Here is a 21,004-nt window from a genome sequence, read left to right on the forward strand (position 1 = left end):
ACCGCAACGACTTCAAAGGACTCGCGGAACTCGCCAAAGACCCCCGATTCCACCGCGGATACCTCATCTACACCGGCAATACGATCATGAAATGGACCGGCAACCTATGGGCACTGCCCGTCACCGCACTATGGGACCCGACGGCCTTTCTCGATGAGATGGTCTGCGACGATCAGCAGACGGGACAGACGGGTGATCTGTAGTCAGGAGATCGGCGGCACGGCAAAAGTACCGTCTGCGAGCATCGTCGTACCGATATCAATCACCGGTACCGGCGCAGGGCGTGTTCGAGGATGGGGATGTGGATCATGAGCATGGAGCCGTAGCCGAGCAGGATCAACAGCGGGGCGACGCCGGGGAGGTAGATCACGCTGGCGATCAGCACGGCGGCGAAGATCAGATCGATCGTGATCATCGCGAGCGTGCAGCCGATGCTGCTCACGCCGATCACGTATGCATTCGCAAACGTTCTCATCACCGGATTCTCGAACCGCGCCTGCAACGCGAACACCCACTCGAATCCGATCAGCCATAGGATCGTGAACGCGAACTTCGGCACCAGCAACGGCGTGATCTGCAGGACCACCCACGCATACGCCAGCCCGCATCCCGCCGCCAGGAACGGCAGCCACAGCAGCGCGGCCTTGCCGAAGTTCGAACGGAACGCACGGAAATAATTCGCGGTCACGTGTCCCTCGCCCTCCAGCGAGCGCCGCGCGGCGTCGGTGCCGGCGGTCACCGCCGCCCCGATCGTGATGATCGGCAGTCCGGCGATCACCATCAGGATATTGATCCAGATCGCGTCGACCATGTCCGAAAGCCCCCGCATGAATCCGGAATCCGGCGAAAGAAAGCCCACGTCATCGTCCTTTCTGCACCGACTGCATACGTCGTCACACATGTCACGCACCGCAATCGTTCGCGATCGCAACCGACCGCGGTGTTCGTCGTTACGGCACGGCGCGACGCCGGCACCGCAACGCAGCCGTGCGCCACGTAATGATATCGTTGTCATCAATACTAGCCGAACAGCCCCGCGCACAACGCACAACGCTCAACGCGCAACCCACGCAGGAAAGGAACGGATCGGCCCATGACAGCGAACAATCTTCGCGACGACTGGTGGAAGCAGGCCGTCGTCTATCAGGTGTACCCGCGCAGTTTCAAGGACGTGAACGGCGACGGACTCGGCGACATCGCCGGCGTCACCGAAAAAATGCCGTATCTCAAGGAACTCGGTGTGGACGCGATCTGGCTCAGCCCGTTCTACCCGTCCGACCTGGCGGACGGCGGCTACGACGTGATCGACTACCGCGACGTCGACCCGCGCCTCGGCACGATGGCCGACTTCGACGCGATGGCCGCCGCCGCGCACGAGGCCGGCATCAAGATCATCGTCGACATCGTGCCGAACCACACGTCGAACAAGCACGAGCTGTTCCAGGCCGCCCTCGCCGCCGCGCCCGGTTCCCCCGAGCGCGACCGTTACATCTTCCGCGAAGGCCGCGGCCCGAACGGCGAACTGCCGCCGAACGACTGGCAGGCCATGTTCGGCGGCCCCGCGTGGGAGCGTGTGCCGGACGGCCAGTGGTACCTGCACATATTCACCAAGGAGCAGCCGGACGTCAACTGGAACAACCCCGACATCCACGCGGAGTTCATCAAGACGCTGCGGTTCTGGTCCGACCACGGCACCGACGGTTTCCGCATCGACGTGGCGCACGGCCTCGCCAAGGATCTCGAGTCCACGCCGCTCGCGGACATGCCGGCCAACACCGTGCAGGACGCGCTGTGCCACGACGGCACCAGCCCGCTGTGGGACCGCCCCGAGGTGCACGACATCTACCATGAGTGGCGCGAGGTGTTCAACGAGTACGATCCACCACGGTTCGCGGTCGGCGAGGCATGGGTCGTGCCCGAACACCAGCACCTGTACGCGAGCACCAGCGAACTGGGCCAGGTGTTCAACTTCGAGTTCGCGAAGGCCAACTGGGAGGCCGGCGAGTTCCGTGCGGCCATCGCGGAAGGGTTGGCGTCGGCGGCCGAAACCAACGGTTCGACGACCACGTGGGTGATGAACAATCACGACGTGCCGCGCAGCGTATCGCGCTACGGCTTGCCGCAGGTCGCGCGAGCGCCGTATCACCAGATCGCGCACGACTGGCTGCTGCGCAACGGCTGCTCGTATGAGGAGGACCGTGCGCTGGGCGAGCGCCGCGCCCGCGCCGCCATAATGATGGAGATGGGCCTGCCCGGTTCGGTGTATGTCTACCAGGGCGAGGAGCTTGGTCTGCCGGAGGTCGCGGACATTCCGTGGGATCGGCTGGAGGACCCGACGCCGTTCAACACGCTGCGCAACTTCACCGACAAGGGCCGCGACGGTTGCCGCGTGCCGCTACCGTGGTCGGCCGCGGACATGCCGGCAGTGGCATCGTGGTCGACGGGGCTGCCGCACGAGTTCGGTACGGGGGCATCGTTCGGCTTCTCGCCGTCCGTGCAGACCGGTGCCGGCACGACGGTGAGCGGCGAGGCCGCAGCCGATCCGCACCTGCCGCAGCCGTTGTGGTTCAAGGATTACGCGGCCGACGTCGAGGCCGCGGACGACGGGTCGATGCTGAACCTGTACCGCCGCGTGATGGCGTTGCGCGCGCAGCTGCTGACCGCGACCGGTGACGCCGATTCGTTCGACTGGCTCGATCTTGGCGACGACGTGATCGCCTATTCGCGTCCGTCCGCCGACGATGACGCGCGTACATTCGTGTCCGTCACCAACTTCGGTTCCGATCCGGTGGTGTTGGCCGAGGCCGTGGCCGGCGGCGAGGTGATCCTCTCCTCTGTCGAGCTGCCGGACGGCATGCTGCCCGCGGATGCGACCGCCTGGCTGCTCCGGTAGCTCACGGCAGTCACCGGAGCCGAACCGGCGGCATATCGCCGGAATGCGGGAAGTCCGCACGCCCGGGACGTTGGAAATCCGCACGACCACGGCATTCCAACGTCCTATCCTTCGGTTCCCGACGCGTAACCGATACATATGAATATGACAGTGGCTCTTGCGTGAACGATCTCACGCAAGAGCCACTGTCATATGGTCGTCGATCAGCCGGCAGGTCAGTCGACCGGTTCACCGACCGTCGTCATTGTCGACCGCAATCGATCACTTTCGATCATCCGGCCTGCCGATCCGCCGCAGCGGACCGACTCACTCGGCGTCGCGGTAGCCGTTCGGGTTCTTGGTCTGCCAGTTCATCGAGGACGCGGCCATGTCGTCGATGCCCAGCTCGGCCTTCCAGCCCAGCTCGCGCTCGGCCTTGGACGAGTCGGCGTAGCACGCGGCGATGTCGCCGGGGCGGCGCGGCACGATCACGTACGGGATCTCGTGGCCGGCGGCCTTCTCGTACGCCTTGATGACCTGCAGCACGGAGTAGCCGTGGCCGGTGCCGAGGTTGTAGGTGAACACGCCCGGCTTGTCGATCTTGCCGATGACCGCGACGTGGCCCTTGGCGAGGTCGACGACGTGGATGTAGTCGCGCACGCCGGTGCCGTCGGGGGTGTCGTAGTCGTCGCCCATGACCTGCACGGCCTTGAGCTCGCCGATGGCGACCTTGGCGACGTACGGGGTGAGGTTGGCCGGGATGCCCTTCGGGTCCTCGCCGATGAGTCCGGACGGATGCGCGCCGACCGGGTTGAAGTAGCGCAGGATGACGACGGTCCACGAATCGTCGGCCACATGCACGTCGCGCAGGATCTGCTCCTCGAACAGCTTGGTGGTGCCGTACGGGTTGGTGGTGCCGCCGGTCGGGGTCTCCTCGGTGATCGGCAGCTCCTTCGGGGTGCCGTACACGGTGGCGGACGAGGAGAAGATGATCTTCTTCACGTCGTGCTTGCGCATGACCTTGAGCAGCACGATGGTGCTGTTGAGGTTGTTGTCGTAGTACTCGATCGGCTTGGCGACGGACTCGCCGACCGACTTGAGGGATGCGAAGTGGATGACCCAGTCGATGTGGTTCTCGGCGAAGACCTTGTCCATAAAGGCCTCGTCGCGCACGTCGCCCTCGTATGCCTTGACCTTCTTGCCGGTGATCTCCTCGACGCGCTCGAGCGACTTCGGGGAGGAGTTGCAGTAGTTGTCGACGCAGACGACGTCGTAGCCCTGCTCAAGCAGTTCGACGTCGGTGTGCGAACCGATGTATCCGGCACCGCCGGTGACCAGAATGGTCGTCATGATAGTCTCCTTGTATCCATGTCGGGACTCGCGGAATGTCCTGCGACGGCACGTCACAGCACCGTTTTCACGGCGTCGCCGCATCGTCCCAGCTCCGTCATCCAGTATATCACGACGGAACATTTTCAACCACGTTCTACCAAAAACGCACAAAAAATATCGCGAGATCGAACGCGCGGCATGCGACCGGCATACGCCGCCATCGCGGCCGTCCGCCGCCATCCGCGACCGCCCACAACCATCCGCCGCCATCCCATCGCCGCAGATCGGACCGTACCGGTTCCCGTCTACACTGGTCTGGTGCTTATTGACGAATCGACTGCTTCCCTGACCCCTGCGACCGGCCCGACCGGCACGCCCCGGCTGCCGCGCCGCCACAAGCCCGAAGTGCTCGCGCCCGCCGGCAACCTGCGCGGACTGAAGACCGCGGTGGACTTCGGCGCGGACGCCGTCTACTGCGGCGGCAAGGCGTTCGGTATGCGCTCCGCCCCGAAGAACCTGAGCTTGGCGGACTTCGAAGAGGGCGCGCGCTACGCCCACGAACGCGGGGCGCGCGTATACGTGACGCTCAACGTGCTGCCGCGCAACGCCGAGGTCGAGGCGATGCGCGAATACATCGGCCAGCTCAAGGACACCGGCATCGACGCGATGATCGTCACCGACATCGGCGTGATGATGATGGCGCACCAGATCGCGCCCGACGTGGAATTACACGTCTCCACGCAGGCCGGCGTGACCAACTACGGCGCGGCGCAGGCGCTCTACGAGTTCGGCGCGCGCCGCGTCGTACTCGCCCGCGAGATGGATCTGCAGGCCGTGCGCGACATCCGCGCGCGCATCCCCGACGACATGGACATCGAATGCTTCGTGCACGGCGCGATGTGCATGGCGTTCTCCGGCCGTTGCCTGTTCTCCAACTACCTGACCGGCCGCGACGGCAACCACGGCGAATGCGCGCAGCCGTGCCGCTGGAAGTATTCGATCGTCGAGGAGAAGCGGCCCGGGCAGTACTTCCCGATCGAGCAGACCTCGGAAGGCGCGTACCTGTTCAATTCACAGGACATGTGCATGCTCGACCACATCGATGACCTGATCGATTCGGGCGCGACGAGCCTGAAGATCGAGGGCCGGTCGAAGTCGGCGTATTACATCGCGGCGATGACGAACGCATACAAAATTGCGGTGAACGAGTACATGGTGCAGCGCGGGTTCGAGGATGCCTCCGGCGCGGTGTTGAAGCCGTTCCGCGACCGCGTGGTACGGCCGGACGACCCGGATTTCACAGAGGTCGCGGACGATGCGATCGAGCGCAATGCGGATAAGGCGTTCGCGGGCATGCCGGGCGGTGACATGGGACTCGAATTCGGCGGAAATGCGGATGAAGCGGGCGAGAACGCGAATAACGCGCCGGCAGTTGAGGACGCGGCGGCTCGAGCGGCCGGCGGCTCGCAGCTTGACGACCTGAGCTATCGCGCCCGCAGCGCGCGTCGCAAGTCGAACACGGCCGAAGAGGTGCTGCCCGAGGGCTGGCATCACGCGCGGGTGCGCCCGGCCGAACCGGTCAAGCTGCCCGACTGGCTGCTCGAGGAGCCCGACAAGGTCGCGCACCGCGACTATTCGACCGGCTTCTACTATCCGGAGCACAAGGTGAGCCAGAACACCGACCGTTCCGCGTATTTCCGCGCGTGGATGGTGGTGGGCGAGGTACTCGACTGGACACCGGACGAGGGCGGCCGAGTGACGCTGATGAGCCGCAACAAGATCGAGGCCGGCCAGGAGATCGAATTCCTGCTGCCGGGCGAGCGCCCGTTCGCCTACACCGTGCCGGCGGGCGGGTTCCGTGACGCGGACGGCCATTGGGTCGAATCGATCAACAATCCGGCTCACGTGTTCTCGATGCCGTGCCCGCATCCGGTGCCGCACAACGCCGCGATCCGTTCCCGCACCAAGAAGCCGACGCTCAAGGCGGAGTAAGCAGTACCGCACCCGCCCGAACCCTTCCGACGAACGGTCCCCAGATCACGCGATCGGCACAAACGTACACCGGCATCGTCTCCGTGTACGTTTGTGCCGGAACCTTCTGCACAAACGTACGGCAACGGCATTTATATGTACGTTCGTGCAGATGGTTTCGGCACGAACGTACACCGAGGGACCATTCCTGTACGTTTGTGCCGTCGGGGTTGCAGGCGCCCCCCTCAGAGCACGGAAAGAGCGAAGTCGGCGAGGAGCTTGACGCCGTACAGGGCGATGACGCCGCCGCACACGCGGTTGAGCACGGCGATGATCTTCGGGCTGAACCTGTGCGCGAAGGCGTTGATGACGAGAGTGAGGGTCAGGAACCACAGCACGGACGCGGTTTCCACGCCGGTGATGAACGGGGTGGATTCCTGCGCGCTCAAGGTGGCGCTGAATGCGCCGAGCATCAACGTGCCGTCGATGATGGCCTGCGGGTTAAACCACGTGACCGCGCACGCGGTACCGATCGTGTCAAGCAATCCACGCACGCCAAGGTGCCTGGCCGGCGCTACGGAAGCTCCCGCAACGCCATGGGCGGACGACGCCGACGCAGATGCCGACGCGGGCGACTCGACGGCCGCCTTCTTCGGAAACACCAGTCCGAGCCCGATCTTCACCACAACCAGTCCCCCGACACCGAGCACAACGGTCTGCAACGCCGGATGCGCCTGCATGAGCGCGCCCACACCGAAGAAGCAGGACAGCGACAACGCCATATCGAAGCAGATGACGATGAGTGCGGTGATAAGCGCATTGCGACGCGTGCGGGTGAGCGCCGAATTGATGACGAACAGGTTCTGCATGCCGATCGGCGCGATGTACGCCAATCCCATCGTCAGCCCTTGCAGATAGAACCCCATGCCCGTCGCTCCTTGCATTCGTCACGCATGCCGCACGCAGTCAGCCAATCCGGTTTGGCTGGCTCATATACACCCAGCCAAATCAACCAAACCGGATCAGCAAAACCACTGATTTCATAACAGCCACCCTGTATTCTACGAACGCGACTACAATCGGCAACCAGCCAAACATTCATCGCCAACACCAACCAAACCACGCGTGCGGCCTATCGGCCGAGCACCGGCGTCACCATTGCGAGACGCACAGGGCCGGCACGGAAGGATGCGACCGGCGAACGGCCAACATCACATAGGCACCCCGCAGAATCGAGCCAACCCATGCCCCGTACCGCACCACTCGTCATCGACTGGCAACCCGACCGCACCTCACCAACGCCCGTCACCGAGCAGATCGTGGACTACATGTGCCGCCGAATTTCCAGCGGCGCATGGCCGATCGGATCGCGGCTGCCGTCGCAGCGAACGTTGGCGGAACAGTTCCACGTGAACCGCTCCACCGTGATCGCCGCGATCAACGAACTGGCCGACTACGGCATCGTCGAGGGACTGCACGGCGCGGGCACGCGCATCGTGAGCAACACGTGGTCGCTGATGCTGCCCGGTGCGCCCGATTGGGCCGACTACGTGTCGTCCGGCTTCTTCAAGGCGAACAACGCGACGATCCAGACCATCAACCGCATGGAGTTCGCGCCCGGCATCACGCGCCTCGGCACGGGCGAGCTCGATCCTCGCCTGTTCCCGCGCGACATGTGGCGGCGCGTGGCCGGCGAAGCCGCGGACGAGATCGATTCGATCGGCTACCCCGCGCCGGAAGGCATGCCCGTACTGCGCGAGGCGATCGCCGCGCATATGCGCGCGACCGGTATCGATTGCGATGCCGAGCAGATTCTCGTGACTTCGGGCGCGTTGCAGGCGTTGCAAATGATTTCAGTGAGCCTGTTATCAGCCGGATCGACGGTGATCGCGGAGGCACCGAGCTACATCAAGTCGTTGCAGGTGTTCCAGTCGGCGGGAATGCGGCTGGCCGGCGTTCCGATGGACGACGACGGACTGGACGTCGCAGCGTTGCGCGGGATGCTGAACGATACGACGACCGCGCATGAAGTCGACGGGACCGTTCCGACGGCCGTGTTGACGCCGCGCTTCGGCCGGAAGGACGTGCGACCCGGCAATGCGGTGCTGTATACGATCCCGACGAACCATAATCCGACCGGCATCACGATGAGCGAGGTGCGGCGGCGCGAGCTGATCGACTGCTGCGTGGCGAACCGGTTGCCGATCATCGAGGACGGCGCGTATCAGGATCTGTATTTTGGCGACGGCGACGGCCATAGCGACGCGAACAACGCCGCGGGCGCCCCCACGCCGCTCAAATCGTTGGACAAGACCGGCATGGTGATCACGTTGGGCAGCGCGTCGAAGACGCTCGCGCCGGGGTTGCGCATCGGCTGGATCGTGGCCGACCGTTCGATCGTGCACCGTCTGGCGGATGTGAAGATGCAGATGGATTACGGCGCGAGCGTGCTCAGCCAGTGGGTGTACGCGAGGTTTCTGACGAGCGGATTGTATGACGAATATTTGGACGGGCTGAAGCGCGAGCTGCGGCGGCGGCGCGATGCGGCGGTCGAGACGCTGGATCGGCTGTTCGGCGGACGCGCGCATTGGACGGTGCCGCAGGGAGGATTTTATATATGGCTGACGTTCGATCAGCCGGTGAAGATCGGCCGACTGTTCCAGCTGGCGTTGGATCGTGGGGTGCTGCTTAATCCGGGCGATATCTATGACTTCGAGGGCGACAATTCGCTGCGCCTGAGTTATTCGTACACCACACCCGAGGAGTTCGCGCGGGCGGCGGCGACGTTGGCCGCCACCGCCCGCGAAGTAGGGGCGTGATCAGCCGCTCAATCTCTCGGGATGTTGTCGGTTTTGACGCTCCCCCAGTCGGCTTCGCCGACAAGACCTGCAATTACGGAGCCTTCGGCCGTTTTGCCGACTCGACTGTCGTCTCGCCCTCGCCTACAAACGTCTCCGACGTTTGCTTCACGGCTCGGCCCCTCAGCCGAGGGGGACCAAGAAAGAGTACGGCTCAGCCAAGCTTGGCGAAGTCTTCGTCGTCGAGCTGAAGGTCGCTGGCCTTGAGGCTGTCAAGGATGGTTTCGGGGCGGTGCGCGCCGGGGATCACGAACATGTGGTCGCCCTTGGCGAGCTCCCATGCGAGCACGACCTGCTGGTAGCTCACGCCGTGCTTGGCCGCGACCTCGCGGAACGGGTCGAACTTGGACTCGTCGTAGGGATGGCGGTAGCCGCCGAGCGGGCTCCAGCACACGAACGCGAGGCCGAGCTTGGCGCAGTAGTCGAGCGTGTCCTGCGTGTCGAGGTGGATCGGCGAATACTGGTTCTGCACGGCGATGAGCTTGTCGCCGAGGATGCCGCGGGCGATGTCGAGCTGTTCGATGGTCACGTTGGAGACGCCCGCGTACTGCGCGACGCCTTCGTCCACGAGCTGCTTCAACGCTTCGATGGACTCGTTGTACGGCACTTCCGGATCGTGGCGGTGCATGTACAGCAGGTCGATCGTGTCGACGCCGAGCGCCATCGCGGATTCCTTGCCGTAGCGCAGCAGGTGTTCCGGCTTGCCGTCGCGCGGCCAGACCGGCTTGCCGTCCTCCCACGCGCGACGCAGACCGATCTTGGTGGCGACGAGCACTTCGTCCTTCGGGCCGTTCCATGTGTCGAGGGCTTCGCGGACGAGCTTTTCGCCGGTCTGCTCCTCCTCGCCGGGCGTGTAGTAGGCCCACGCGGTGTCGATGTGGCGGCAGCCCGCGTCGAGCGAGGCGTGCAGCGTTTCGATGCCGACATCATGACCGCGGTTGTTTTCGATGGTCAGCGGCATTTCGCCGTGACCGATGGCGGTGGTGTCGAACGGGCCGAGATTACGGTGCAGCATGACGATGCTCCTTTGAGATTTGAGATATATGCCGGCGGATAGGTTCCGCCTTCCAGCGTAGGGACGCGGCTGGATTTGCCCGGAATCGCGCGGAACAAGATGCCGAGCAGCAGGAACGGGCGCTAGCGACCGCCGAAGGAACCGCCGCCCGAGCCGCCGCCGGAACCGCCGAATCCGCCACCACCCGAGAAGGAACCACCAGAGCCGCTCGAGGATGACGGCGCGGCGGCTTCGATCGTGGAGCGGATGTCGGCGAATCCGGCGTCGAGCTGCGCGCCGATGTCGCCGATGTTCGCGCTGAACGACGACGGGTCGAATCCACTGCCGGAGAACGGACCGGTCTGTACGCCGGCACCGTAACCGTGACGCCATCCGTACGGCCGGTAATGCCAGTACAGCAGCGAATCGGAGGCGTTACTGTCCAACCACGACGGGTCGGTCACCTGCGGATAGGCCTTGGCCAGTTCCTTCAGCACGCGTTCGGAGATGCCGAATGCCGCAGCGTAGACGAGGTACCGGTCCCACAGCACCAGATCTGCCGCGCCGCGATCGGAGAAATCGGAGAAGTCGACCAGATATCGGTACAGGCCGCGTACCTGGCCGGCGATCAGTTGCCCGGCCTTCGTCAGCGCGGTGTGCTTCGCGCAGGCCAGCGCGAACATGCTGAAGAACATGATCGGCGCGGCCACGCACAGCAGGAGCGCCGCATTGCTCCATGCGAGGAAGAGCGCCGTGGCGAAGATCGAGACGGCCATGCCGAATCCGCCGGCCACGGTTGCGCCGACGCCGCAGGACCGGGTCGCGCCGAGCATCGCGAACTCGTTCGAGCATGCGGTCTCATACTTTTCGAGTTCCTGGTATCCGGTCTTCCAGTTCGTGCACACGGATTTCATGCGTTCGAGGTCGAACACCGGGCCGCCCACGCGTTTGCCGATCGTTTCGAACAATCGCAGCGTGGCGTCTTCGGATTGGCTGAGCTGCAGCCCCTCACGGGCCTGGCGGTCGAAGCACACCGGCATCAGGACGAGCGTGCTGGTGCTCGACGCGACGTTCAGGTCGGCGGCGTTCGAGCCGATCATCATGGCCATGTCGGAGGCGTTCGCCGTACTGAGATCGACGCCGCGGTAGATCGACATCGGTCCGGGATAGATCGCGATCGCCTTCTTCGAGGCGAGCGAGAGCACATTGGCGGTCATCTGCCGCGAACTGATCGACCCCTGAGATTCGAGTCCGAGCACGTCGGTCATGCGCGCCGCCGATGACGGGCTGATGTCCGGCGGTTCGCGCCAGTATTCGATGTCGCCGCGATATTGGGCGCCGCGGTGGCTGCGCAATGCGGAGACGACCGCGATCAGGCATAGCGCCAGCCCGACGATCGCAAAGCCGAATCCTACGGCCAGACGATTGCGCGCATGGGTTCGCTGCTGGTCACGCCACACGGTTTCCTGACGTGTTTCGTCCTGCTTGAGCCAGTCGAGATAGTCGCCGCTGCCACGCCGTATCCAGTTTCCGGATCGGCTGCCGACGTTGTCGGTTCCCTTCCACCATGACGGTTCCTTGACCACGTTCGCATCCCAGGCGGCCACCACGTCGAGGTACTTCCCCGCACGCACGTCGTAGGCGGTGAATCTGAGCGAACCGCCGTCGCCGCGCGCCGTTTCGGATGTGCCGCTGTAGTGCAGCCACGCCCACGAGTTGTCGGCCGTGATGCCGTTCGGGAAGCGCACGGTGCCGGTGACCTTGCCGATCGGCGTCTGGTTCGACGCACCGAACGGCTCCCACTTGAACGTGGCGATGTCGTCGTAGAGCGTGGTCGCGCCGACCAGTGTGAACGTCACGTCGAATTTGAGGCTGTCTGCTTTGGTGGTGTAGGGGATGTTCCAACCGATTTCGATGGTCTTGTATCCCCCGTGCCCGCTGCCGATCGGATAGCCGTCTTTGATTGGCTCGTATGGCTTCAGCGAAACGCCGGTCGCGTCGGCGATGTACCAGCGGTTCGCGTAGTCGCTGTTCCATTCACGTTCGCTGACGCCGTCCGGCAAATGCGGTTCGGTTTGCGCATACGTTTGCCCGGTGGTCACGTTGCGCACGCTGATGTCGGTGATGTCGGACAGGTTCGTGCCGTTGAGCTCGTAGCGCTGGTATAGCTGTTTCCAAGGACGCACGTTGTCGTCATCGTCGGTACGTTTGCGCAGGCGCATATCAATGTGCTGCGTGACTGTGAGACTGCCATCTGCCTGCACGTCCATCTCGTAGTCGAGCGTGCGGTAGCTCAGGTCGGCACCGCCGTCGAGCACCGACGCGAGGAATATGCCTCCGAAGACCAGTACGACGACGAGCGCCGCGATGACGGCGGATTTGACGATTCGTTTGACGTCCATGCGGTTTCCCCTTTCCGCTTCACGCAGCCGCATCGGCTACCGTGGCCGCATGCGTTTACGACGCATCGACAGCACCATTACCGGATGACGGTGCCGGCAGCACCCATCTTCCGGTGGCCGTCAGAACTTGACCTGAGGCGCTTGACGCGACGGCTCGTCGACTTGGAAGTAGTCCGCCTGCTCGAAGCGGAACAGGCCCGCGACGATGTTGGTCGGCACGGTTTCGGTGGCCGTGTTGTACTTGAGGACGATGTCGTTGTAGAACTGACGCGCGTAAGCGATCTTCGATTCGAGCTGCTTGAGCTGGCCTTGCAGATCCATGAAGTTCTGGTTGGCCTGCAGCTGCGGATATGCCTCGACCGTGGCCTGCAGGTTGAACAGTGCCCGGGAGAGCTCGTTCTCCGCGTTCATGCGCTTGACCACGTCGCCGCTGGACGCGGCGGCGACCACGCCGGCGCGGGCGGCGGTCACCTGCGTGAGCACCGACGATTCATGGCCGGCATACCCCTTGACCGTTTCCACGAGATTCGGGATGAGATCGGCGCGCTGCTTGAGCTGCACGTCGATCTGCGCCCATCCGTTTTTGACGCGGTTGCGCAACGTAACCAGCCCGTTGTATGCGCTGACGCCCCACAGCGCCAGCACCACGAGAATAACCAGAACGGCGATGATGATCAACCCCATCGTCGGCCCCCTTTGCCTGTGTCCAATATCGTCACCGGCTATTCTTCCAGACCGTGCGGATGAAACGACGCCTTCCGCCATGCCGGGCCGGATCATTCCGGATCGAACATGGCGGAAGGCGATCAATAATGAGCGTTACGTTACGCCAGTTCGGCGAGTGTGACGGTCTTGTGACCGACGGTCAGCACGTTGCCGTCAAGCGAGAACTCCGGCACGACGAGCTTGCCGTCGGCGCCGAAGGCCTCGCCTTCCGCATCTCCCAGGTACAGAGAGACGAACACGTACTTGCCGGGCTCGATCACGCGGGTCTGCATCGGGATGCGCGTCTTCGGATACAGAATATTCACATTCGGTTCCGGCGTGGACAGTTCCACGTCGAAGCCTTCCGCGCCGACGAGACCGATCGTTCCTTGTTCGGTACGGTAGAACACGGAGTTCGGCACGTCCGTCTCGATCGTCTCCCCATAGTCCGGCAGCGAGAAGCCGCCTTCCGCGAGGTGCAGTTCACGCGCCGAGTCGATCACGTGGACGCGCACGTGCCACGGCATGTCCGGCACGACGAAGTTCTTGATGTCGACGTCCTTCCACGGCTTCCACTCGGAGTACACGTACTCGTTGTGGATCGCATAATCTTCATAACCGTACGCGGTCTGCCAGTAATGATCACTTTCGCTCACGGCCAGCGTGCTGTCGTACGCGCCCTGCTTGAGGAGCACGGCGGCCTTCGGCACGGAGAACGCGAAGGTGGTGGAGTACACATACTTCTCGTACTTGGCGTTGGCGTGCGCGTGCTCATGGCTGTGCTGGCCGGCGGTAAACGCCTGCACCTCGCGGCCGGTGGCGCTGTGGGCGACGAGCATGCGCGGCTCGGGCTGCAGCTTGAGCGGCTCGAACTTGAAGTCCTCGGCCTCGCGCACCTGCCAGAACGGGTCGTCGTCGGGGATGCACAGGAAGATGAACGTCTTGAGCGCCCAATAGGCGGAGGCCGGGCCGTTGTAACCCTCGGCCATGTTCATGTTCGGGTAGGCGTAGCCGATCGGGATCAGGCCGTCGGACTGGAAGATGTTCTGCGAGAACCACCAGCGCAGGTTGTTCAGCAGCAGGTGCTTGAAATCGGCGATCGACCAACCTTCCGGAGGTTCGACGCCGGCGAACGAGGCGGCAGCCCAGAACGCGGCCTGCGCGAAGCGGTAGTCGAGGCTACGGCCGTACGGCAGACATGCGCCGCCGGCGGTGAACCAGTTCGCATAGCTCGGCACGAACGCGGTCGCGCGTTCCTTGAGCAGCTGTTCCTGCTTGCCGTTCTTCTTGGTCAGGCCGACGAGCACGAGTGTGAAGAATTGGTATGCAAACGGGATGTAGTTGTCGATTTGGTTGACATAGCCGTCGTACGACCAGCCGTGGCCGAGATAATGCGAGTTGGTGATGTCGAAGTCGTCCTGCACGAGCTTGGCGTGATCCTCGTGGCCGTTGTCGGCGAACCAGCTGTTGACGAGCGTGCGGAACAGCAGCCAGTTGGTCTTCGGCAGGACCTTATGGTTGACCTGCTCGAGCCAGTCGAAGATGTTGTTCTGCTGCTTGGTGGTCAGGTGATCCCAGAACTCGGACTTGGTCTCGTACAGGAACGCGGTGATCGCGCCCATTTCGACGAACAGCTGGTCATAGTCGGTCAGGTCGCCGCCCCAGTAGTCGGGATGGGTCGGATCGGTGCAGTTGATGAGGCTTTCGCAGGTGAACTGCCACCAGTGGCCGAAGCGGCGGATGTTGTCGCGGTTGTGGAACAGCGGGCCTAGGCCCCACAGCAGACGGGCGAAGCCTTCGGACGAGGTGCGGTCCTGGCTGTAGACGGCGCCGGAGTCGCTCATGCGGAAGCGGCCGTAGCGTCCGTTCTTGATCATCAGTTCCATGCCCGGGGTGAGCAGATCGATGAGGGCCTGTTCGCACTGGGCCTTGGTACGAAGCGGGTTGCGCGCGACCTGCGCATTGAATGGAGCGACCGCCATTGCTTTCTCCTTGAGAATCTCGCGCCGTGCGACCGAACCACCGTCACACAACGCACTCTATTTTGATCAATTTTGATTATACACTCACTTTTAATCAGTTTCAATCAGTTTTGATAGATCGTGTCGTGTATTTCGATCGACGGCACTGTGATCAATCGCAATCATCGCGTACAATATATAAGCAAAAATGATCAGCACCGCTCAACGGAACCGTTCGCATACCGTCATGCGACCCGCCAGTCAGCCGGTGCCACCTCGGAAAGCGGAACGATGTCACAGCCACAGTCCAAGGAAGCCACTGCCGACGCGCAGGCCGGAACCGGCACCGGCGCAGCCGATCCGGTCTCACATGAGGCCGCGACGGCCAAACGCAGCTATCTGCCGGCCGAACGGCGCGACATGATCCTGAGCCTGCTCACACGGCAGAACGTGGCGACCGTGCCGGAACTCGCCAAACTACTCAACACCACGGAGATCACCATCCGTCGCGATCTGGGCGAACTGGCCGACGCCGGCCTGCTGCGCCGCATCCGAGGCGGCGCAATGTCCGTCGGCGACGGCACCGATCCGGCCGCACGACATGGCAGGACCACCGCCGCGGCAGCCGGCAATTCCACGAGCGTCGCGACCGTCTCACCGGCACCGTTCCAGCAAGCACCGGCTGGAACAGCCGCCCCCACATCGACCGGCGCCACATCATCCGGCGACCGATCCGCATTCGGGCACGTCGCGACCGGCAACCATGCCGCAACACCGCCCGCCGCTGTCGCATACGGCAAGGGGCAGCCCGCGATCGGCGTCATGCTGCCGGAACCGAGCTTCTTCTGGCCAGGCGTCATCGGCCATATGCGGACGATCGCCGGAGAACTCGGACTGCGCCTGATCGTGCGCGAATCCTCCTACGACGAAGGCTCGCCGGACGACGAGATCATGGCCGGCATCGCTACGGACCCGGACATCTGCGGCCTGATCGTCGCTCCCAACTCGCATCCTCAGTCCAGCGAACGCGCGTGGCAATGGATCGAACATGCGCAAATCCCTACGGTAGTGATCGAACGTGATCAACCGCCGCTCGGCACCTGCTACGTCGACTCGGTGCGCACCAACCATCCCTACGGCGTGCGCAAGGCCGCCGTACACTTCCTGCAGCACGGCCATACACGCATCGGCGCGGCGTTCAGCGAGACGCCGACCTCGTCCATGATCCAGAAAAGCTGGCGAGAGCTGGTCGCCGGCAGCGAGGGACGCATCGACTGCCCGTTCATCTGCGACGGCATTCAGCCGTACGACGCGCACGGCGTGGACGAGATCGTGGACCGGATCATCGACACCGGCACGACCGCCATGCTGGTGCATTCGGATTATCTGGCGATCGCGATCGCGCAGGTGCTGGAACGCCGCGGCAAACGTGTGCCGGACGATGTGTCGCTGATCTCGATCGACGGGTTCGCCACGCCAAGTTCACGCCCGCTTACGGTGTTGCGATCCTCGGCACAGGATCTGGCCGAGGCGGCGATCGACACGCTGATCGCGCGCATCCAGCATCCCGACGCGGCCACGCGGCACATCTTCGTCGATCCCACGCTCATCGATCGTGGTTCCGTCGTGGACGCGGCTCGCTGAATCTCGGCCCCGTCAAACGCAACGTGGCGGTTTTCTTCCACTGGGCTTGCGCCGGTGAGAGAAAACCGCCACGCATGAGATGGACGATGGCCGGTGTGACGGGTCCGGGGCCCGTCAACGGTGCGAAACCGGCCGTACGTCGCTACTGGTCGACGCTCACTCCCCGTGATGCGCGGCGGCGATCGCGTCAAGCCGTGCGCGGAACCGCGGCCAGTCGGTCTTCATCGCGGTGAGCAACTTGCGGTTCGGCACCTCGTCGATCGGAATCCACTCGATCTCCATGCTTTCGTCGTCGTTCGCGCGCAGCTCCACCGTATGCCCCGGCTTCTCGAACGCGAACACGGTGGTGTACGCCCAGTTGCCGTGGTCCTCGCGCCACGAGCCGACCACCTCGATGTCTTCGGGCGTGATGTTCGCCTCCTCGTAGGACTCGCGCAGCGCGCCCTCGATCGGCGATTCGCCGTCCGCGGTCGCGCCGCCCGGAATGCCCCACGTGCCGCCTTCCGCGCTCCACACCGCGCGATGCTGCATCACGACGTGCGTCACGGCCCCGGTCACCGCATCCCGCCGCGCCAATAGCACGCCGGACGCCCCGTTCAGCCCCCAATGACGCCGCCCGCACATGCAGTCGACCCAGCCGTCGCCCGGCTGATGCACGTTCTCCGCCGGCGGCACCAGACTCGACGGATCGGACTTGCCGTTCGGGAACAGTTCGCCGCGCTCCACGTTCCACAGGTCGGTCCATTCGATGCCGAGTTGGCCGACCAGCTCGCGCAGCAGCGGCAGGCTGATGCCGATCACGCCGTGCGGATCGCCTTCGATGCTGTCGATGAACGCGCCGCCGAAGCCCTCGAGCGTGAACGAGCCGGCGACTTCGAGCGGTTCGCCGGTGGCCAGATACCGTTCGATGTCGTGGTCGGAGTAGTTGCAGAAGTGGATCTTCGCGTAGCTCACGCCGCGCACGACGCGGCCGGTCGCGAAGTCGATCAGGCAGTGACCGGTCCACAATTCGCCGGTATGCCCGCGCATCGCCTTGAGCCGTTCGCGCGCGACCTCGACGCTGTGCGGCTTGCCGTAGCATTCGCCGTCGAACAGGAACATCGAGTCACAGCCGACGATGAGCGGGCCGACCTGCGCGTGCGTGAGCCCCGGCTGCATGGCGACGATGTTGGAGATCGGTTCGGTCTGAGTCGGCACGTCGACGCCGGAGAAGTCGCGGGTCGTCGCGTTGATGTCGGCGTCGTGCGCGTTCGGCTGGTCGTTGGTGAGTTTGGCGATGAGGATGTCGCGCGGGGATTCGCCGCCAGTCGCAGTCGCGTCGGCAACAGTTCCTTCGTCAGCGGATTCGGACGGCTGGTCAGCAGCAGGCTCGGCGGTCTGCAGCGGGTATGCGATGACCCGTTCGCCGGTCGCCGCCGCGGCCGTGTCGGCGACGTTGCGGTACGCCTGATGGACGGCCTGCGCCTTGGCTTCGGCGAGGATCGCGACGCGCTTGTCGACGGTCAGATCGTCCACATCGCATCCGGCGGCCGCAGCGGCGCGTTCGAGTGCGGCCGGCTCGTCAACGTGCGAGACGCGGATGGTCGGGCAGATGCCGGCCGAATACAGCACGTCGCGGCGCGGCTTCGACTTCGATGCCAGAATCAGCGGAATGGACATGACGATCTCCTTCTTCGATCTCGGCTCCCTCGGCTGAGGGAGCTGTCGAGCGCAGTGAGACTGAGGGAGCGTCTGAACCACAACACATATAGCTTCCGACGGCCTTATCGTGTACGCTCCCTCAGTCAGCCTTCGGCTGCCAGCTCCCTCAGCCGAGGGAGCCAAGAACACAGATTGCCCGTTTTCTGACCAGTGGGTCTCAGTTCTCCCGACCGAGGGAGCCGAGACCGCGTTTGCGTTACTTGCGAATGATTTCGACGCCCTTGGTGTTGACGGCCGGGTGCAGCACGCGCCAATGGCCGTCCGCGAGACGGTCGCCGGCCACCTCGTCGATGGCCTCGGCCGCGTCGCCGTAGTGCAGCACGAGCACGCACGGGCCAGCGCCAGACACCATCGCCGCGTAGCCGCGAGCGCGCAGGTCCTCGATGAGCTGCCACGAGGGTGCCATGAGATCCTTGCGGTACGGCTGGTGCAGCTTGTCCTGCGTGGCCGCGAACAGCAGCGCGTTCGGGTCGGACGACTTGGCGAGCGCGGCCGGGTTCATCGCGGCGGCCAGCAGCGCCACGCGCGAGACGTTGAACACGCCGTCGCGGCGGGCGATCTGGTCAGGCAACGCCTGGCGCGCCTTTTCGGTGGACAGCTCGTAGTCCGGCACGAACACGGAGGTCTTGATGTTCGGATCGACCTTGTACTTGATCGTGTGGAAGCCGCCGTGCAGGGGTTCGCCGCCCGGGATCGGCACGGAGCCGACGCCTTCGGCCGTGTCGAAGTTCCACGACGCGGTCATGCCGCCGTAGACGGCCGGCGCGACGTTGTCGGGGTGGCCTTCGATCGCGGCGGCCAGTTCGAACACGGAGTCGCGGTTGAGGTCGTCGTCGTGCGCGAATGCGGCGGCCGCAGCGATGCCGGCGACGATTGCCTCGGCGGACGAGCCCATGCCGCGCGCCTGCGGGATGTTGTTGTGCGCCTCGAGGATGAATCCGATGCGTCCCAGGCCGAATGTCTGGCATGCGCGGCGGAAGGTCGAGACGACCAGATGCGTCTCGTCGCGCGGCAGCGTGTCCTCGCCCTCGCCGTAGATGAGCACCTGCGCGGCGCGGTTCGACGGGTCGGCGCACAGCGTGAACGTGAGCTCGTCGTGGTATTCCAGCGCGAGGCCGACCGCGTCGAATCCGGACCCCAGATTCGCGCTGGTGGCCGGCACGCTGACCTTGACCTGTTTACAGATCGGTTCCATTCCTATCCTTCCTTGGCTCCCCTGCGACCGTCAGTCCAGCACGCGCAGGATGGACGGCTCGCCGGCGACGCAGTCGAGCTTGCAGACGGCATCCACGGTGCGACGCAGCGTGACCTCGTCGGTCAGGTGTGTCACGATGCGCAGCTGCTGCAGCTCACCGTCGTAGCCCGGCTCCTTCATGGTGGGCTTCAGATCCTGGTTCACGCCGTTGATCGAGACGCCGTTGTCGGCGAATTCCTTGGCGATCGCGGCGAGCACGCCCGGCTTGTCGTGGATGAGGAAGCGCACGGCGAACGCGGCGCGGCTCGCCTCGATCGGGGCCTTGGGCAGGTTGTTGTACATCGGGATGGTCGGGCCGGTGCAGCCCTGCGCGATGTGGCGCGCCTCGGTGACCACGTCGCCGACGACGGCGGAGGCGGTCGGTGCGCCGCCCGCGCCGCGGCCGTAGAACATGAGGTCGTCGGCGGCTTCGGCCTTGACGAAGATCGCGTTGAACGAGCCGTGCACGGAGGCCAGCGGATGCGTTTCGGGGATGAGCGCCGGGTAGACGCGCGCGGAGACGCCGGCCTCGCCGTTCTCGACGACGGCGAGCAGCTTGATGACCTTGTGCTCGGCGGTCGCCGCGGCGATGTCGTCGGCAGTGATCTTGGTGATACCTTCGACCGAGACGTCGTCGATCGTCACGTTGGTGTGGAAGCCGAGCGTGGCCATGATGGCGGCCTTGTTCGCCGCGTCGTGGCCTTCGATGTCGCCGGTCGGATCGGCTTCGGCGTACCCCTTGGCCTGCGCTTCCTTGAGGACGTCGTCGAACTGGAGGCCCTTGGTGGTCATCTCGTCGAGGATGTAGTTGGTGGTGCCGTTGACGATGCCGAGCATGCTCGTCACCTTGTCGCCGGCCAGCGATTCGCGCAGCGGCAGCAGGAACGGGATCGCACCGCCCACGGCCGCCTCGAAGTAGATGTCAACGCCCTTGGCGGCGGCCGCGTTGTAGATCTCCGGGCCGTACTTGGCGAGCAGCGCCTTGTTCGCGGTCACGACGGACGCGCCGGACTCGATCGCGGCCATCACGAACGTGCGGGCCACGCCGGTGCCGCCGATCAGTTCGATCACGATGTCCGCGTTCGTCGCGACCTTCATCGTGTCGGTGGTCAGCAGCGACTTGTCGATCCACGGATAGTTCACTTCGTCGGGGTCGAGGCAGGCCACGCCGACCAGTTCGATCGGCCGGCCGATGCGCGCGGCCAGCTCATCCTTCTGCTCGACCAGCAGGCGCGCGGTCTGCGATCCGACGGTTCCCGCGCCCAGAAGTCCCACGCGGATGGGGGTTTCGTTCGGCTGTGCCACAGGCATCCTTTCCCTGAAAGTCACT

Annotated in this window: 13 protein-coding genes and 3 pseudogenes; 5 read left to right on the top strand and 11 right to left on the bottom strand. The window is 64.4% G+C overall.

Annotated features, from left to right (window positions below; all coding sequences use genetic code 11):
- A pseudogene (locus KIH76_RS07060) lies at positions 1-203 on the top strand (hypothetical protein); the annotation flags it as partial.
- Positions 204-262: 59 nt separating this feature from the next.
- Here KIH76_RS07060 and KIH76_RS07065 read toward each other — a convergent pair.
- Positions 263-859 (bottom strand): DUF624 domain-containing protein, encoded by a 597-nt coding sequence (locus tag KIH76_RS07065; protein WP_219070022.1) that lies wholly within the window; start codon positions 857-859, stop codon positions 263-265.
- Positions 860-1,093: 234 nt separating this feature from the next.
- On the opposite strand from KIH76_RS07065, the gene KIH76_RS07070 reads away from it, so the two are divergent.
- Positions 1,094-2,893 (top strand): glycoside hydrolase family 13 protein, encoded by a 1,800-nt coding sequence (locus tag KIH76_RS07070; RefSeq protein ID WP_214373615.1) that lies wholly within the window; start codon positions 1,094-1,096, stop codon positions 2,891-2,893.
- Between the two features lie 306 nt (positions 2,894-3,199).
- Here KIH76_RS07070 and galE read toward each other — a convergent pair whose 3' ends face one another.
- On the bottom strand, positions 3,200-4,222 hold the full coding sequence (gene galE, locus KIH76_RS07075; RefSeq protein ID WP_214373614.1) for a UDP-glucose 4-epimerase GalE: 1,023 nt from the start codon (positions 4,220-4,222) through the stop codon (positions 3,200-3,202).
- A 363-nt stretch (positions 4,223-4,585) separates the two neighbouring features.
- On the opposite strand from galE, the gene KIH76_RS07080 reads away from it, so the two are divergent.
- Positions 4,586-6,196, top strand: coding sequence for a peptidase U32 family protein (locus tag KIH76_RS07080; RefSeq protein ID WP_214373642.1), 1,611 nt, complete (start codon positions 4,586-4,588; stop codon positions 6,194-6,196).
- Between the two features lie 224 nt (positions 6,197-6,420).
- On the opposite strand, the gene KIH76_RS07085 is transcribed toward KIH76_RS07080, so the two are convergent.
- Complete coding sequence (locus tag KIH76_RS07085; RefSeq protein WP_214373613.1) at positions 6,421-7,101, bottom strand: LysE/ArgO family amino acid transporter; 681 nt, start codon at positions 7,099-7,101, stop codon at positions 6,421-6,423.
- 318 nt (positions 7,102-7,419) lie between these two features.
- Here KIH76_RS07085 and KIH76_RS07090 point away from each other — a divergent pair, with 318 nt between their 5' ends.
- On the top strand, positions 7,420-8,994 hold the full coding sequence (locus KIH76_RS07090) for an aminotransferase-like domain-containing protein (RefSeq protein ID WP_214373612.1): 1,575 nt from the start codon (positions 7,420-7,422) through the stop codon (positions 8,992-8,994).
- Positions 8,995-9,187: 193 nt separating this feature from the next.
- Here the strand turns inward: KIH76_RS07090 and KIH76_RS07095 are convergent, their stop codons facing one another.
- The 4 genes from KIH76_RS07095 to KIH76_RS07110 all read right to left on the bottom strand — a co-directional run bounded on the left by KIH76_RS07095 (position 9,188) and on the right by KIH76_RS07110 (position 15,116).
- A complete protein-coding gene (locus KIH76_RS07095; protein WP_214373611.1) occupies positions 9,188-10,048 on the bottom strand; it encodes an aldo/keto reductase in 861 nt (286 codons plus the stop codon).
- Between the two features lie 122 nt (positions 10,049-10,170).
- Positions 10,171-12,429, bottom strand: coding sequence for a DUF2207 domain-containing protein (locus KIH76_RS07100; protein WP_219070024.1), 2,259 nt, complete (start codon positions 12,427-12,429; stop codon positions 10,171-10,173).
- A gap of 120 nt (positions 12,430-12,549) precedes the next feature.
- Positions 12,550-13,113: a LemA family protein gene (locus tag KIH76_RS07105; protein WP_214373609.1), complete on the bottom strand. Its 564-nt coding sequence runs from the start codon at positions 13,111-13,113 to the stop codon at positions 12,550-12,552.
- A gap of 140 nt (positions 13,114-13,253) precedes the next feature.
- On the bottom strand, positions 13,254-15,116 hold the full coding sequence (locus KIH76_RS07110; protein WP_214373608.1) for a DUF2264 domain-containing protein: 1,863 nt from the start codon (positions 15,114-15,116) through the stop codon (positions 13,254-13,256).
- 270 nt (positions 15,117-15,386) lie between these two features.
- Here KIH76_RS07110 and KIH76_RS07115 point away from each other — a divergent pair, with 270 nt between their 5' ends.
- The gene (locus KIH76_RS07115; protein ID WP_214373607.1) at positions 15,387-16,739 is read left to right on the top strand and encodes a substrate-binding domain-containing protein; all 1,353 of its coding nucleotides are present in this window, start codon (positions 15,387-15,389) and stop codon (positions 16,737-16,739) included.
- Positions 16,740-16,895: 156 nt separating this feature from the next.
- On the opposite strand, the pseudogene KIH76_RS07120 reads toward KIH76_RS07115, so the two are convergent.
- The 4 genes and pseudogenes from KIH76_RS07120 to KIH76_RS07130 form a co-directional block, all read right to left on the bottom strand.
- Positions 16,896-17,966 (bottom strand): annotated as a pseudogene (locus KIH76_RS07120) (Maf family protein); the annotation flags it as partial.
- Between the two features lie 150 nt (positions 17,967-18,116).
- Positions 18,117-18,398, bottom strand: a pseudogene (locus tag KIH76_RS11765) (Maf family protein); the annotation flags it as partial.
- Positions 18,399-18,636: 238 nt separating this feature from the next.
- On the bottom strand, positions 18,637-19,635 hold the full coding sequence (thrB, locus tag KIH76_RS07125) for a homoserine kinase (RefSeq protein WP_214373605.1): 999 nt from the start codon (positions 19,633-19,635) through the stop codon (positions 18,637-18,639).
- A 30-nt stretch (positions 19,636-19,665) separates the two neighbouring features.
- The gene (locus tag KIH76_RS07130; protein ID WP_214373604.1) at positions 19,666-20,979 is read right to left on the bottom strand and encodes a homoserine dehydrogenase; all 1,314 of its coding nucleotides are present in this window, start codon (positions 20,977-20,979) and stop codon (positions 19,666-19,668) included.
- Positions 20,980-21,004 lie beyond the last annotated feature (25 nt).

Origin of the sequence: Bifidobacterium simiiventris, from assembly GCF_019331715.1 — a bacterium.
GTDB classification, from domain to species: domain Bacteria; phylum Actinomycetota; class Actinomycetes; order Actinomycetales; family Bifidobacteriaceae; genus Bifidobacterium; species Bifidobacterium simiiventris.